The following is a 15,478-nucleotide window of genomic DNA, read 5'->3' as shown; positions in this document are numbered from 1 at the left end:
TATAACTGTCCCATAGATAAGCTATTTGTTCGTGCAGATTATGAACGACAACAACAAAACAAATCATTACACGATAGATATTATCGATACAGTTATAAAACATATATTTATTGGGATATTTTTTTAAGTACATAACTTTTGCGTATCTTATACGCAAAAATGAAAATAGACGGAATAATCCGCCCAAAATTAAAATATGATTTAATTCGCCTGAAACAGGGTTGTTTACTCTCTCTCTCTCTCTCTCTCTCTCTCTCTCTCTAACATTTCAACACGCATATCCAAATCTAAACTGTTAAAATTTAGATTGTTATTTGTTGATATGTTTGTTAACTGAACTGCCATGTTGTGATGTAAAGAGTTATTACATGAGCAAATGTATATATTATTTTTAAATAATGCTTCATTTTTCCGATACTTTAGTAATCAGGACTCAAAAGAGGTCGTGTTAATAGTTCAAATGTCTCTGGAATTTACCATTTAGAGAATGCGTCGAAAGAATTATAAGGATACTATCTTTTTTAGGAGTGCACTTGCATGGCAATTTTATTCTGCAGTTATGAAATTAATAGAATAGAAAAAAATAAAATAATAACTGACTTGTGTATCTAAAAAAAGGAAAGGTTGTCATCCCGACAACCAATCTTCATTGTTAACCTTAAAATCTAATACCATGAAAAAACACACTTCAAAGATATGCGATTTTGAGATTATATCCAATCCTTTTAATGTTAAATCAATATATTTAACAAAAATGTGATATTGTTACTTGTTTGTTGCGTGATTTTAATATTTACTAGGACTTTATGCGGGGATATTGTTTCTTTTTTGAAGGGAATGATGACATAACATACAATAGTGTTGGTCATTGTGTATCTAAAAAAGGAAAGGTTGTCATCCCGACAACCAATCTTCATTGTTAACCTTAAAATCTAATACCATGAAAAAACACAGTTCAAAGATATGTTATCCTGAGATTAAATCCAATCAATTTGATATTATATAGTATATATTAACAAAATTATGATATATCGGATTGTTTTTGTTCTAATTTTAGTATCTGATAAAGATTATGTACCTTTCCTATCTCAAAATTGACTTAATTTAAGAAAATGAGATCTTTCGATAAAAAAGTATTAGCTAAATATATATTTATTGCTATAGCAATAGCCATTGCTATTAGTTTTCTTATTATATCGAATCAAATGGCCGGTGACATGGCTAAAGACGAAAGACAAAAAATGGAGTTGTGGGCGGATGCCCTCCAGAGGGCAGCAGATAACAATGGGGTTGACGAATTGGATCTTACCTTGAAGATTCTGTCCAGCAATAAAACGATTCCTGCCATACTGTGTGATGAGGATAATAATGTTTTGATGCATGCTAATTTAGATATTCCTTCGGATGACAGTTTGAAGTATTTGGCCGATCAGGTGATTGATTTAAAAAAAGCGAATATTCCTATTGTTATTGAATCTCCTAATTTTAAGCAATATGTTTATTATGGCGATTCATCAACATTAAAACGTCTGCAATATTATCCTTTTATCCAGATTGGGGTGATGACGTTTTTTATTTGTGTTTCGTTTCTGGCATTATTGAGTACGAAGAATGCCGAGCAGAATAAATTGTGGGTTGGGTTATCCAAAGAAACGGCTCATCAGCTTGGGACTCCTATATCTTCTATGCTGGCTTGGGTGGAATATCTGAAAACCAAGACTTCTGATGTGTCAACATTGAATGAAATGGAGAAGGATGTCATGCGGTTGCAGGTGGTAGCCGATCGATTCTCTAAGATTGGGTCTACTCCCTCGCCTGAGACCCGGGAAGTGGGAGAGGAGATGATGCAATCGGTTGCTTATTTGGAGAAACGTATTTCTAAGAAGGTTAAATTTGAATTCGATATTCCGGGTGACCCTCTATATGCTAAGATTAGTACTTCGCTGTTTAGCTGGGTCATCGAGAATCTTACCAAAAATGCGGTGGATGCAATGGAGGGACAAGGGCGTATTGTTTTTAAACTGTCTCAAAAAAACGGGATGGTTTGTATTGATATAACAGACTCGGGAAAAGGATTGCCTAAGGCTATGTTTAAAAGTGTATTTTCGCCCGGTTTTACGACGAAAGAACGGGGATGGGGATTGGGCTTGTCTTTAGCGAAAAGAATCATAGAGGATTATCACAAAGGAAAAATTTATGTGAAGAGTTCGGAAATCGGCGTAGGTACTACGTTTAGAATAGAACTGAAGAGAGAGGTTATTTAGTAAGTTTATACTGATTTTATATAATCGAAAAGAGGAACACATTTTCATGTATTCCTCTTTTTATATTCTGGAATGTGTAATTCTTATTTTTTAGAAGCTGATGCATGTCTTGCATTCAACAACTCTATTACTTTGTTGGTAATGTTGTATTTTTCTTTTGCATAAAGCACATTGTCAAGTCCCGAGTTGCTAAAAATGATATGGTAATTAGCAGTCTTGTTGAATTCTTTGATGCACAGCCTAACCGAGTCAGCCAATTGGTTGTTTACTCTGATCTGCTCCATAGTCAACTCATTATCCAAACGGCCGGCCGTTTGCTCCAATTCTGCTCCAAGTTTTTGTATACGGGCGGCTTCTTGTTCGGCACGCTCTTGACTTAGAAATGCGTTATTTTGGTATTTACGTTGAAATTCTTGCTGTTCGCTCACCAACTGTTTTTGCTTTTGATTGATTGAAGCTCTTGATGTTTCCGTTTTTTTCATCAGTGCATCACTCGCTTCTTTTGCATATTGATAGTTTGTCAAAACACTGTCAATGTTGACATATGCAATCGGTAAAGTCGCTGTTGTGTCATTTTCGAATTTTAGAGAAGGTGCGTTCTCTGTAGTCGTTTTCGTTTTAAAGAACAGGATAAAAAGTATAATAATAGCAACTGCTAAAATACCATTTATCACAAAAGAAAGATTTTTCATATAAGTAACTTAATGTTGATGACTAAAATATATTGTTACAAGTATTTGTTTACTGATTATTTCGCAAAAATAGAACCAAATTTTAAATTTACCGCATTTATTCAATAATAAATAAGAATAAGGTTGAAAATACTATTATTGAGAATCCTATTTTGGATTTTCAGCACAAAGATAGCCGTAATAGTTGATATGGTATTCCTGCTAAGTATAAAAGATGTGAAAAAGTTTGTGTATACCTCTATATATCTTTACTTTTATACTATACAAATAAACAATAGTAGGTATATCCTTAATTGATATGCACTTTTAATTTTTCAACTTGATTTATTAAAGAATAATGCTGTGAGAGTAACTATATTAATAATCATTTTTCTTTCTGGTCTGATTTCTTGCTATTCGCAATATAATAGGGATGAGATTCGAAATCCTGAAAATAAGGAGGGGCGATTTATCATAGAAGAACTTGATCGTGCCGGATTTTTTAATATTACCGACTTAGTCGAATTAGATCGTGCAAAGTTGGAAATGATTCAATCTTATGATAAATTAAGATATTTTGGAGCAAGATTCTATGATAATTCATTGTTATCTGTTGATAATAGATTTTACAATATTGATACTGAAGATCTGTTTGAGCCGGGAGGTTTGATACAATATTTAAATCATGTAGAGAATACGTTTAGCAGACTAAATCTGATATTTGAATATGGCTGTGAGGTTGAATATGAAGAACTGCAAAAGAAAAATCCCGATTATTGGAAACATACTATAAAAATAAATGAGAAGGAGTATGTTGCATTTGAAGGTAAGATAGATGAAAAGTCATGGGGTATAGCTTTCATTAATTTTGCAAATATGCTTAATGATCAACTAAAATTGCAGGGAAGTAAAGAGCAAGTTTACTTAATCTATGAATGTAATGATGGACAAATTGTTTTTTTGACGGATGAAATGTATAATCTTGTAAAAAAATATTATCCGAATGATAGAGACAGACCTCGAAGTGTAGAGGAGTGGAAAGTATTTTACAAGATCAATTAAAGTGATATTATGAGGCTTGTTTAATTATATAGAGTAAAGTCTGTGATGATTTTTTTAATTAAATAGGCTTAAGCGATAAACAATATAAAGATTGGTATTGCTATAGACAATCTATTAATATAAAGGATAATATAAGGATTTTTAATAAATAGCATGTTATGACTATAAATGATTTGGAGCCACATCTTGTGTGGAAATATTTTTATGAATTGACACAAGTTCCCAGACCTTCGAAAAAAGAGGGAAAGGTAATAGCATATTTGCTGGACTTTGCCAAGAAGCATAATCTTGAAGTAAGAAAAGATGAAATTGGCAATGTACTTATCACAAAGCCGGCAACTAAGGGTAAAGAAAATCTACCGACAGTTATTCTTCAGGGGCACGTGGATATGGTGTGCGAAAAAAACAGTGGTACTGTACACGATTTTGATAACGATCCTATTGAAACATATGTAGATGGAGATTGGCTGAAAGCAAAAGGTACTACATTGGGTGCCGATAACGGTGTGGGTGTAGCTGCTGCGTTGGCTATATTGGCGTCGGACGATATAGGGCATGGTAAATTGGAATGTCTGTTTACAGTAGATGAGGAGACAGGACTAACGGGTGCTTATGCTTTGGGTAAAGATTTCCTGACAGGTGATATTCTTATCAATCTCGATACCGAAGAAGAAGGAGAACTTTATATCGGGTGTGCCGGAGGTAAGATAACTACTGCTACATTTAAGTATGAAGAGTTCGAAACCCCGATGAATCAGTTTTGGTTTAAGCTGGAGGTAAAAGGGCTGAACGGCGGTCACTCAGGTGCGGAGATACATAAAGGACTGGGTAATGCCAACAAAATACTGAACCGTTTCTTGTGGACGATCTCTCGCAAAATGGAAATACGTTTGGCTTCAATAGAAGGAGGTAATCTCCATAACGCTATTGCCCGTGAAGCATCGGCTGTAGTTGGTATTCCCGTAGGCGATAAAGACAGAGTAGTTACTCTGTTGAATGTATTTATTTCTGAAATAGAAGACGAATTGAAAGCGGTTGATCCGAATGTTCAGATTTTGATTGGAACAACGGATGAACCTCAATCTATAATAGACGAAAAAACAACTTGCGGATTGTTGAATGCTATTTGTGCATGCCCTCATGGTGTATTGGCTATGAGTCAGGATGTACCCGGTCTGGTTGAAGCTTCTACCAATTTGGCTTCGGTGAAGATGACAGAAGGTAATACTATTGTGATTTGTACAAGTCAGCGCAGTTCTACAGAATCTCTGAAAAACTATGCCGGTGATATGATAAATGCCGTCTTTACATTAGCAGGAGCAAAAGTGGAACATGGAAACGGATATCCCGGATGGAAGCCTAACCCGAATTCTTCTATATTGAAAGTTGCAGAGCAATCGTTTAAGAAATTGTTTGGTAAAGAGCCCGAGGTTAAAGCCATTCATGCCGGCTTGGAGTGTGGCTTGTTTCTCGAAAAATATCCTCATTTGGATATGGTTTCCTGTGGACCCACTATTACTGATGCCCATTCGCCGGCAGAGCAAATAAATATACCATCGGTAGATAAATGGTGGAAATTATTGCTTGATGTTTTGAAAAATATCCCTGAAAAGAAATAAAGGATCATAGCCTTTTTTATTGCTCGGGCAGACATGTTGTTGACGAGTGTCTGAAATGTGTTAGGCTTGTAAACGAGCAAAATATATATTATAAGGTATAGGACAAGGAAAACTTTGTCCTATATTTGTCTATAGAAATAAATCATAGAATCTTAATCTTTATTATGGGCAAACAACGCGTATTCGGACTCGACTTATTAAGGGTTATCGCCTGCTATATGGTTATACAGGTACATGCCGGAGAGTATTTTTATATTGGAGAAGAGGGTGCTTTTCTGGGTGGTGACGATTCCTTTTGGGTCAATATTTATAACTCATTATGTAGAACAGCGGTTCCACTATTTGTTATGATAACCGGGTATTTTATCCTGCCGGTAAAAGACGGATTAGGTACATTCCTGAAAAAACGTTTTACAAGAGTGCTTATTCCTTTTATCGTCTGGTGTGCTTTGTATGCTTTTTATCAGTATTTCAGAGGGCAGGTTGAGTTAGATACAGCGTTCATTAATATATTGAAAATTCCGGTCAATTTCGGCGTTGAGATTGGGCATCTCTGGTATGTTTATATGCTGATCGGGTTGTATTTGTTCTTTCCCATTATTTCGCCATGGCTTAATACGGCTTCGAAGCAAAGCATTCAATTCTATCTGTCAATATGGCTTGTATCGCTTTGTTTGCCTTATATACATCAGGTATTCCCCGAAGTTTTGGGAGAATGTTTCTGGAATCAGACGCCGTTGCTTTATTATTTCTCAGGATTTTTAGGATATGCACTCTTGGCGTTCTATATAAAGAAATTCTGGTCGGAAAAGAAAAGCTGGCATTTGCCCGTGGGAGGTTTGCTTATTGTAGTCGGGTATGCCATTACTTATCTGGTATTTGCCGAACGTGCAACTACTCACCCGATGGTTTGGGAAGTAGAACTGTCTTGGGGATTCGAAACTATTAATGTCGGAATGATGTCGTTAGGACTGTTTCTTGTTCTGAAGAATATTCGAAGTTGCAGTAGTAACGCCATAAATAACCTGATAACAAGTATCTCAAATATGAGTTATGGAATGTATTTGGTGCATATTATGATTTTGAATGTTTTTTATTCGCTTTTCGATGGTATGTTTGAAAGTGCAGCGATCAAAATTCCATTAATTGCGATATGCTGTTTTATAATCTCTTATGTTGTTATTAAGATTCTATCGTATTTGCCTAAAAGCAAATATTTAATCGGTTAAAAATCAGAATTTGGTATTTATATAATAATATCCGATTCACAAAAAAGAAGTGTTATGGGAAAAATGAAAGTTGAAATATGGTCGGATATAGCTTGTCCGTATTGTTATATAGGAAAACGTAAGTTCGAAAATGCTCTGGCAAAATTTCCTCATGCAAATGAGGTGGAGTTGGTGTGGCACAGTTATGAATTGAATCCCGATTTACCCAAAAGACCATTAGGACAATCGTATTACGAATATTTTGCAGGATTGCATGGTTCGAGTATCGAAGAAGTAAAAGCCGACTTGCAGGGATTGGTCGATTTGGCAAAAGAAGTGGGCTTGGATTATCATTTCGAAAAATTAGTAGTCGCCAATACCTCGGATGCTTTACGTTTGGTAAAGTTGGCAAAAAAACATAAACTGGCTGATGAAACAGAAGAAGTTCTGTTCAAAGCTTACTTTGTGGATGGTGAAGATATCAGCGATAAAGCTACTTTAGTACGTTTGGGTACAAGCGTAGGCTTACCGGAAGATGAAATAATGACTTTGTTGAACGGCGATGAGTTTGTTGTAGATATCGAAGCGGATATAAGATTCAGTGAAGATGAATTGAATCTGGAGTACATCCCTTTCTACTTGTTCAATGGTAAGGACATTATACAAGGATCTCTTGCCGAGGAAGAGTATATGGAGGTTTTGCATAACTCTTATAATTTCTGGAAAGAAAACGGTGTATCCAAAGGTGGAGGCGGCGACAAACGCAAGGGGCGTGCCTGTTCGCCCGATGGAACGTGTAGTATATAATCAGAGTCAGTTGAATATGAAGCGTAGCAATAAATATTTTGCATTATTTGTAACTTTGTTTACATCATTATCCTTGTTTTTTTCGTGTGATAATGGTGATAATTTTTCGACCGATAGTAATCTCAGATTATCATTTTCGATGGATACTTTGCGATTCGATACTGTTTTTACAACTATCGGAACTGCGACCAGGCGTTTGAAAATCTATAATCGGAATAAGAATGCACTAACCATCAATTCGGTTGAGTTGATGAATGCAGCCAATACCGGATTCAGAATGAATGTAGACGGGGAGAGTGGTAACAAAATAAACAATGTCGATATTTTAGGCAAAGACAGTATGTATATTTTTGTTGAGGTGACGGTTAATCCCCTTGACGATAGTAAACCTATGCTGATTGACGACTCGATACGCTTTCAGTTCAATGGCGTGACTCAATATGTGAGATTGGAGGCAATAGGGCAGGACGTCATCCTTTGGAGAGGAAAAAGAATCGATCGTGATACCACCCTCACCGATGTAAAGCCCTATCTTATATACGATTCACTGTATATCGCAAAAAATGCGACTCTGAGCATTAAGAAAAATGTGCGTCTGTTTTTCCATAGTGGAGCAAAGGTGTTAATTAACGGTCGCATGGATGCCGTAGGTACAATAGCCGAGCCTGTTGTTTTTAGAGGAGATCGTTTGGACAATCTGTATCAATCGGGTAATGTACCTTTCGATAGAGTGCCCGGACAATGGGATGGCATAGAAGTAGCAGCCGATAGTTATGATAACAATTTCGAAAATGTGAGAATCCGTAATGGTATTTATGGTGTTCTTTTTCACGAATCAGATCCTACCAGGCAAAAAGCTACATTTATGAATACCATTGTGCAGAATACGACTAAAGAAATCCTTTGGGCGGTCAACTGTAAGATAACGGCCAAGAATACGTTGTTTGCTAATTCGGGTAATTATACGGTAAGGTTATTAGGTGGGAATTACGATTTTTTACATTGTACCATTGCCAATTATATGCATAGCAGCTGGATAACGCTGCCTCGGAAAAGTACCCTTTTACTGGCTAATACGGGAGAGAATGCGTCCGGTAAAGTTGTAGACTTTCCTTTGGAGAACACTTCGTTTATAAATACGATTGTTGCAGGGAATGGATCTCAGGAACTGTCTCTGGCAAAAAAGGACGGTTTCTCGTTTAACTATCTTTTCAAGAACTGTTTAATAAAGATTCCGGCATCGAACAATGAGCAATTTGTAAACACTGTATGGAATGTAGATCCTAAATTCAGGTATATCTATTCGTTGGAAACAGCAGCAGAAGATCCCCGTTTGTTTTATTATTATAATTTCGAATTGTCGGAAAATTCGCCCGCTATAAACAAAGGATCACGCCAAGAGGCAGTGGCTCTGCCTGACGACTTGATAGGAACTTCACGTCGCAGTGACGATGGACCCGATATCGGATGCTTTGAATGGAGAAAATAAGGTCTCAGACCTTTTTATTGCTTTGGCGGGTATAATAACGAGAGTTCGTTATAATTTGAAAAGAGTGTAATGATTATTTTAGATTACTTATAACTAGAAACGATTCAAAAGTATTTTTGAATCGTTTCCTATTTTTGAGAAATAGCTAACGTGCTATATCTGCCATCTTTGGTGTAGCCTCGAAAAAGGTCTGAGACTTTAATACATCTCTTCTTTAATCAATTCTATAAATAAAGTAGCCAGTTTGTCTGTTACAGCTTCTGCGTACTTTTTTCCCTTTTCGGCAGTCGATTTATGCGGATTTCCGATACCCGTATCCTGCGAAACTTTCGACCAATTACGTGGAGTCCATGCAACACCTTCACGAAGAGTTTTTGTCTTGAAGGGTGTATATGTGCCATTGCCTGCTATCTCGAGATTAACCAATTCGGGGCGATAATGCATTAAAACAGATGTTTCGAGTTCATCGGCATGATCTCCTGCTTCTTCAAAAAAATCTTTAGTCGGAACTATTTTAAACCAGTCTGTTGCAGCAATTAAAAAATCGGGATAATCTATTGCCAAATCGCGGATCATATTTTTGAAACTGTTTCCACCATGACCATTTACAATGATAAGCTTATTTATATTCTGTCTGTGAAGCGATGCAACAATATCCGACAGTATTGCCTTTTGAGTCTCGTAACGACCATGTAAACAAAAGGGCAGGTCGAATTGTCCCGGATTTTGAGAACCGAAAGGAACAGGAGGTAGTATCATGCCTTTGACCTCTGCTCTTTCATATGCCTTTTTTACTGCATCCAGCGATGTGTCGTATGCCAGATAACAATCGGTTAAATAAGGCAAATGGTAGTTGTGAGGTTCGGTAGCTCCCCATGGTAACACTGCATAATCGTATTTTTGGTCTTTAATGTCGTTGTAAGATGCGGATAGAATATCGAATTTATTCATAATAATACGTATTTAAGGTCTCAGACCTGTTTATTGATTTGACTTTAAGATTAGTATTGGAGGATGAATTTACAGCTTTTTGCAGAGGAATCAACTATAAGAATATATTTTTCATGATTTTTGTAATTTGAAGAATATTGTACTCTCGAAAATTGACAGGACTCTGGTTTTATTAAATATTTATGCATAACTTATTGAGTTTCCCTATTAAAATAAACTTTAATTGTGTATTTTTGTAGAAATTGAAAATTTTTATATTTTTTAGATAAGAAAGGCATGGATACTGAAAAGCAGCAATTGTTGGATAATCGTTATTTGCGTATGGCGATGATTTGGGCAGAAAATTCTTATTGTAAAAGACGTAAAGTCGGCGCTCTTATAGTAAAGGATAAAATGATAATTTCCGATGGCTATAATGGAACTCCTGCCGGATTTGAAAATATTTGTGAAGACGAAAACTATTTGACTAAGCCATATGTTCTACATGCCGAAGCCAATGCTATAACCAAGGTTGCCTGTTCGCACAACAGCAGTATGGGAGCTACGATGTATGTTACCACATCGCCTTGTATGGAATGTTCGAAACTCATTATACAAGCAGGAATAAAAAGAGTGGTCTTTAGCGATAAATATCACAATATGGACGGATGCGAGATTCTCGAAAGAGCAGGTATTGATGTCGCTTTTGTGGATTTGACAGAAAATATAATAATAAATGAACTATAAGTATTTAGTACAACAAAATAGTTGTTGCATTTATACTTTCCAATTAATAAAAAGGTCTGTGACCTTAAATATCAACACATAATAATACTTGATTTCAATGAGATCAACATCTAGCAGTAAAAGATACTTTGTTTGGTTACCCTTGTGGATTGCTTTTGGTATTGTAATTGGCATTGTCATAGGTAATGGTTTCTCGATATTCACATCTCAGAAGAAAATTTTCAGTGGTGGAAATAAGTTTGATGCTGTATTGCAGTATATTAACGAAGCTTATGTTGATACGGTAAACACAGAGGAATTAATAGAAAAAGCGATTCCCGGATTATTAGCCGAACTCGACCCTCATTCGACCTATTTTACGGCGAAGGAAATGGAGTTGACAGGCGATGATCTTGAAGGTCATTTCGGAGGAGTCGGCGTACAATTTGTGTTACGTAACGATACAGTTATGGTAGTAAGTGTAATTGTCGGCGGACCTTCTCAGGCAGCCGGAATTCGCCCGGGCGATCGTATAGTATATGTTAACGACAGCCTTTTTGCAGGTAAGGGAATGACTACCGATAAAGTAATGCTCAACTTAAGAGGTGCCGAGGGTACGGATGTAAAATTGGGTATCAAACGATTTGACAATCCTAAAATTGTAAATATAACTGTGCGACGAGGCGATATACCTGTAAACACAGTAGATATGTCGTATCAACCTGCCGAAAAGATCGGATATATCAAGATCAGCAAATTTGGAGGTACTACTACGCAGGAATTTATTTCGGCTATCTCTAAATTGAAAAAGGCAGGAAGCGAATCGTTTATAATCGATTTACGCCAAAATACCGGAGGGTATTTACAGGCAGCTATCGACATGGTAAATGAATATCTTGATAAGGGTGAACTTATAGTTTATACCCAAGGCAGGGCATTTAAACGTGAAGATGCATTTGCAAACGGATCGGGAACTTCTAAAAAAGATCAACTGATTGTACTGATGGATGAGGGTAGTGCTTCGGCTAGTGAAGTATTTGCAGGAGCTATTCAGGATAATGACAGAGGGCTTATTGTAGGTCGCCGTTCATTCGGAAAAGGCTTGGTTCAAAGTCAGCAGAAATTTGTAGACGGATCGGCTCTAAGATTGACTATTGCCCGTTATTATACGCCTGCCGGACGTTCTATCCAGAAACCCTACGAACTGGGTAAATCAGGTGATTACAATCAGGATTTAATGAACAGATATTTGAGAGGTGAATTTGATTCTCAGGATAGTATCAAGCAAGATAACGAGCCTGTATTTCATACCGCAGCCGGTCGTCTGGTACACGGAAACGGAGGTATCATGCCTGATGTATTTATACCGCGTGATACTATAGGAGTCAACTCCTATTATATCTCGGTAATGAATAACGGACTTGTTTATGAATATGCATTTACATATACAGACAAAAACCGTCAGCGTCTCGAGCAGTTTAAAACATGGCAGGAGATGGATGCTTACCTTGCATATCAGCCTTTGTTGACTAATCTTATTAGTTTGGCAGATGTAAAAGGAATTCGCTACAGACCTTATCTGGTAACAGAATGTCGCAATCTGCTGAACTTACAGCTTAGAGCTAATATCGTAAGAAATTTCTTTGGCGATGAAGGCTATTATTCTATTGTTCTGCAAGATGATATTGTTCTGAAAAAAGCAATAGAGCTTATACAGGAAAAGAAAGCAACGCCTGCAGCGATTAAGGGTCAGACTTATAAAGACGTAAAGAAAAATAGTATAATGGGATATTATAGAGACAGGACTCCTTCTATCTCTATAATTTCTATGGATATGAACAACTGGGTCTGAGACCTTAAAACTGAGATACAATTGAAATCGGGAATAGATTCCGCTAAGGACAAATTAAGAAAAGAAATTGCAAACGAGAAACGTCGATACACTTCTGAAGAACTTCTTCTGATGTCGGATGAAGTTTTCTCGGTACTTGAAATTACAGGAACATTCAGAGATGCTTCTATCATCTTTATATATAATGCAATGGCTGATGAGGTGTCTACTCAGGCATTTATCGAAAAATGGAAATCGGAGAAACACTTCTATTTACCCGTTGTGAAGGATGGTAATCTGGTATTCCGAAAATTGCAGGAAGATACTCTTTTTGAGAAATCTAAAATAGGAGTTGATGAACCGATTGGAGACGATTTTACAGATTACTCGAAAATAGGAATGGTGATTGTACCCGGAACGGCTTTTGATCGGAAATGCAATCGGTTGGGACGGGGAAAGGGGTATTATGACCGTTTTCTGGCTAAAATAAAAGTTCCGAAAGTAGGAGTCTGTTTCGACTTTCAGTTGAAAGACCAGATACCTGCTGACGATAGAGATATAAAAATGGATATGATTGTAGGCGAAAATGAATTGATCTGGTAGGCTGCAACTGTATTTGTAATTGTTAACTATATTCTAAAATCTGATAAAATGAAACTTACAAAAACTTGTCAGGCAGGTCTGCTTTCGTTAAGTCTGCTATTGAGTGGGATGTTTTCATCCTGTACCAATGACGATCCACCTAAACCTTATGGAGTATTACCTTCTGCCGATCAGATGGAATGGCAAAAAATGGAATACTATATGTTTATTCATTTCGGACCCAATACATTTACGGATGTAGAGTGGGGGAATGGTAAAGAAGATCCCAAAGTATTTAATCCGACAGATGTAGATTGTCGCCAGTGGGCTGCAACCGCTAAAGCTGCGGGAATGAAAGCCATCATCTTGACGGCTAAGCATCACGATGGTTTTTGTTTATGGCCAAGTGAATACAGTACACATACCGTTCGCGAAAGCTTATGGAAAGATGGTAAAGGCGATTTGCTGAAAGAGTTATCGGAGGCTTGTAAAGAGTATGGCTTGAAATTTGGCGTATATCTTTCACCTTGGGATCAAAATCACCCTGCATACGGAACTCCCGAATATAATCAGATATTTGCTAATACACTGACCGAAGTTTTATCGAACTATGGTCCTATATTCGAGCAATGGTTTGATGGTGCTAATGGTGAACATGAAGGCGGAAAGAAACAAGTATATGACTGGAAAATGTTTCACGATGTAGTATATAAAAACCAACCTCAGGCTATTATCTTTAGCGATATAGGTCCGGGTTGTCGATGGATGGGTAACGAACGCGGTGTTGCGGGCGAAACCAACTGGTCGAGATTGAATGTCGAAGGATTCGGACCGGGCAAGGCTGCACCTCCTACCGATACGCTTAATATAGGTAATATACATGGTGCTGCTTGGGTTCCTGCCGAAACGGATGTATCTATTCGTCCGGGATGGTTCTTTAGCCCTTCTACCAACGATAGGGTGAAGAGTGTAGATCAGTTGATGGATATTTATTATACTTCGGTAGGTAGAAATTCTAATCTGTTATTGAATGTACCACCTGATAGAAGAGGACGTATTCATCCGAATGACTCTACCCGTTTGATGGAATTTCGTCAGACTGTAGAATCGGTATTCAGTAACGATTTATCTAAAGGTGCGAAAATATCAGCATCTAAAACCAGAGGTAATTCTTCTAAATTTGCAGCAGCTAATTTGCTGGACGATAATTACGATACTTATTGGGCGACCGACGACAAGGATATGACTGCTTCGCTGGAAATAGACTTGGGACAGGCTAAAACGTTCAATCGATTGGTGATCCAAGAATATATACCGTTAGGGCAACGTATTCAGAAATTCAATGTAGAGTATCTCAATGGTGATAAATGGGAAGAAATTACCACTGCTACAACGGTCGGTTACAAACGTATATTGAGATTCCCTACTATTACTACACAGAAGTTGAGAATCAATATTCAAAATTCGTTGGCATGTCCTGTTTTAAATAAGATAGGTTTGTTTGCTGCTCCTGAGAAGCTGTCGACTCCTGTTATTCAAAGAAGTGAAGACGGTCTTGTTTCTATCAAGTGTGCTACTCCCGAGCCTGTAATTTATTACACAACAGATGGCACTGAGCCAACAACGTCTTCTAAGGTATATAAAGACGCATTTAAACTGGTTGAAGGCGGTTCGGTAAAAGCTATTGCTACTATAGAAGAAGGTAAGACTAAAAGCGAAGTAGTATCAGTAGTATTTGATATTGCTCCAGCTAAGTGGTCTGTTGTTTCTCCAACAACTGATAATGCAGCTCGCATAGTAGACGGTAATCCATCTTCGTATGTGAGTATTAAAGACAAAGAAGCTGTTGTAGTAGATTTGGGTGATAAACTTATTCTGAAAGGTTTTTCATACGATCCGTTGAAAAGCGAAACTGCTAATAATGTTTATAAGTACAATTTGTATACTAGCCTAGATGGCAAAGTTTGGACTAAGGTGCAAAGTAATGCAGCTTTCAACAACATAAAGAACAATCCGATTAAGCAAGATGTACTGTTTGACAAAGCAGTAGAGGCAAAATTTATAAAGCTTGAACCTTTGCAAACTACAGCTACTGCAAAAGAATATATTGTAGCAGAATTGGGTGTTATTACAAAGTAAGATTGTATCTTATAGAATAGATATAGGAGCATATATTGCTCCCGTTTAAGTAAGAGAAAAATCAAAGAACTGTAAGGTTTATAGATTTTTCTCTTACTTTTTTTGTTCTCATATATAGTTATATAAATATTGTTCGTATATTTACGAACT

12 protein-coding genes are annotated in these 15,478 nt (G+C 36.9%); 10 read left to right on the top strand and 2 right to left on the bottom strand.

All coding sequences use genetic code 11. The annotated features are described in order from the left end of the window. The first annotated feature begins 1,112 nt into the window (after positions 1–1,112). Positions 1,113–2,264 carry a sensor histidine kinase gene (locus CLV62_RS00925; protein WP_110308902.1) on the top strand — a complete coding sequence of 384 codons (1,152 nt, stop codon included), beginning with the start codon at positions 1,113–1,115 and terminating at the stop codon, positions 2,262–2,264. Positions 2,265–2,347: 83 nt separating this feature from the next. On the opposite strand, the gene CLV62_RS00920 is transcribed toward CLV62_RS00925, so the two are convergent. After that, a complete protein-coding gene (locus tag CLV62_RS00920; RefSeq protein ID WP_110308901.1) occupies positions 2,348–2,956 on the bottom strand; it encodes an OmpH family outer membrane protein in 609 nt (202 codons plus the stop codon). A gap of 342 nt (positions 2,957–3,298) precedes the next feature. On the opposite strand from CLV62_RS00920, the gene CLV62_RS00915 reads away from it, so the two are divergent. From CLV62_RS00915 to CLV62_RS00895, 5 genes are all read left to right on the top strand, one after another. Continuing rightward, positions 3,299–3,997 (top strand): hypothetical protein, encoded by a 699-nt coding sequence (locus tag CLV62_RS00915; protein WP_110308900.1) that lies wholly within the window; start codon positions 3,299–3,301, stop codon positions 3,995–3,997. Positions 3,998–4,155: 158 nt separating this feature from the next. After that, positions 4,156–5,616: an aminoacyl-histidine dipeptidase gene (locus CLV62_RS00910; protein ID WP_110308899.1), complete on the top strand. Its 1,461-nt coding sequence runs from the start codon at positions 4,156–4,158 to the stop codon at positions 5,614–5,616. Positions 5,617–5,780: 164 nt separating this feature from the next. After that, positions 5,781–6,845 carry an acyltransferase gene (locus tag CLV62_RS00905; RefSeq protein WP_110308898.1) on the top strand — a complete coding sequence of 355 codons (1,065 nt, stop codon included), beginning with the start codon at positions 5,781–5,783 and terminating at the stop codon, positions 6,843–6,845. A gap of 54 nt (positions 6,846–6,899) precedes the next feature. Continuing rightward, complete coding sequence (locus CLV62_RS00900; protein ID WP_110308897.1) at positions 6,900–7,631, top strand: DsbA family oxidoreductase; 732 nt, start codon at positions 6,900–6,902, stop codon at positions 7,629–7,631. Next, positions 7,612–9,120 (top strand): choice-of-anchor Q domain-containing protein, encoded by a 1,509-nt coding sequence (locus CLV62_RS00895; protein WP_245903950.1) that lies wholly within the window; start codon positions 7,612–7,614, stop codon positions 9,118–9,120. Before CLV62_RS00900 ends, CLV62_RS00895 begins: the two co-directional genes overlap by 20 nt. Before the next feature lie 198 nt (positions 9,121–9,318). Here the strand turns inward: CLV62_RS00895 and CLV62_RS00890 are convergent, their stop codons facing one another. Continuing rightward, positions 9,319–10,071, bottom strand: a complete 753-nt coding sequence (locus CLV62_RS00890) for a creatininase family protein (RefSeq protein ID WP_170119981.1) — start codon at positions 10,069–10,071, stop codon at positions 9,319–9,321. A gap of 276 nt (positions 10,072–10,347) precedes the next feature. On the opposite strand from CLV62_RS00890, the gene CLV62_RS00885 reads away from it, so the two are divergent. From CLV62_RS00885 to CLV62_RS00870, 4 genes are all read left to right on the top strand, one after another. Continuing rightward, the gene (locus CLV62_RS00885) at positions 10,348–10,797 is read left to right on the top strand and encodes a dCMP deaminase family protein (RefSeq protein ID WP_110308895.1); all 450 of its coding nucleotides are present in this window, start codon (positions 10,348–10,350) and stop codon (positions 10,795–10,797) included. A gap of 97 nt (positions 10,798–10,894) precedes the next feature. Further along, on the top strand, positions 10,895–12,628 hold the full coding sequence (locus CLV62_RS00880) for a S41 family peptidase (RefSeq protein WP_110308894.1): 1,734 nt from the start codon (positions 10,895–10,897) through the stop codon (positions 12,626–12,628). Between the two features lie 21 nt (positions 12,629–12,649). Continuing rightward, positions 12,650–13,210, top strand: a complete 561-nt coding sequence (locus CLV62_RS00875) for a 5-formyltetrahydrofolate cyclo-ligase (protein ID WP_245903949.1) — start codon at positions 12,650–12,652, stop codon at positions 13,208–13,210. Positions 13,211–13,258: 48 nt separating this feature from the next. Further along, on the top strand, positions 13,259–15,328 hold the full coding sequence (locus CLV62_RS00870; RefSeq protein ID WP_221409205.1) for an alpha-L-fucosidase: 2,070 nt from the start codon (positions 13,259–13,261) through the stop codon (positions 15,326–15,328). The last annotated feature ends 150 nt before the right edge of the window (positions 15,329–15,478 follow it).

The organism is Indolivaga alginatilytica (genome assembly GCF_003201355.1).
GTDB lineage: Bacteria > Bacteroidota > Bacteroidia > Bacteroidales > Dysgonomonadaceae > Dysgonomonas_A > Dysgonomonas_A alginatilytica.
This window is presented reverse-complemented; position numbering and strand designations above follow the sequence as displayed.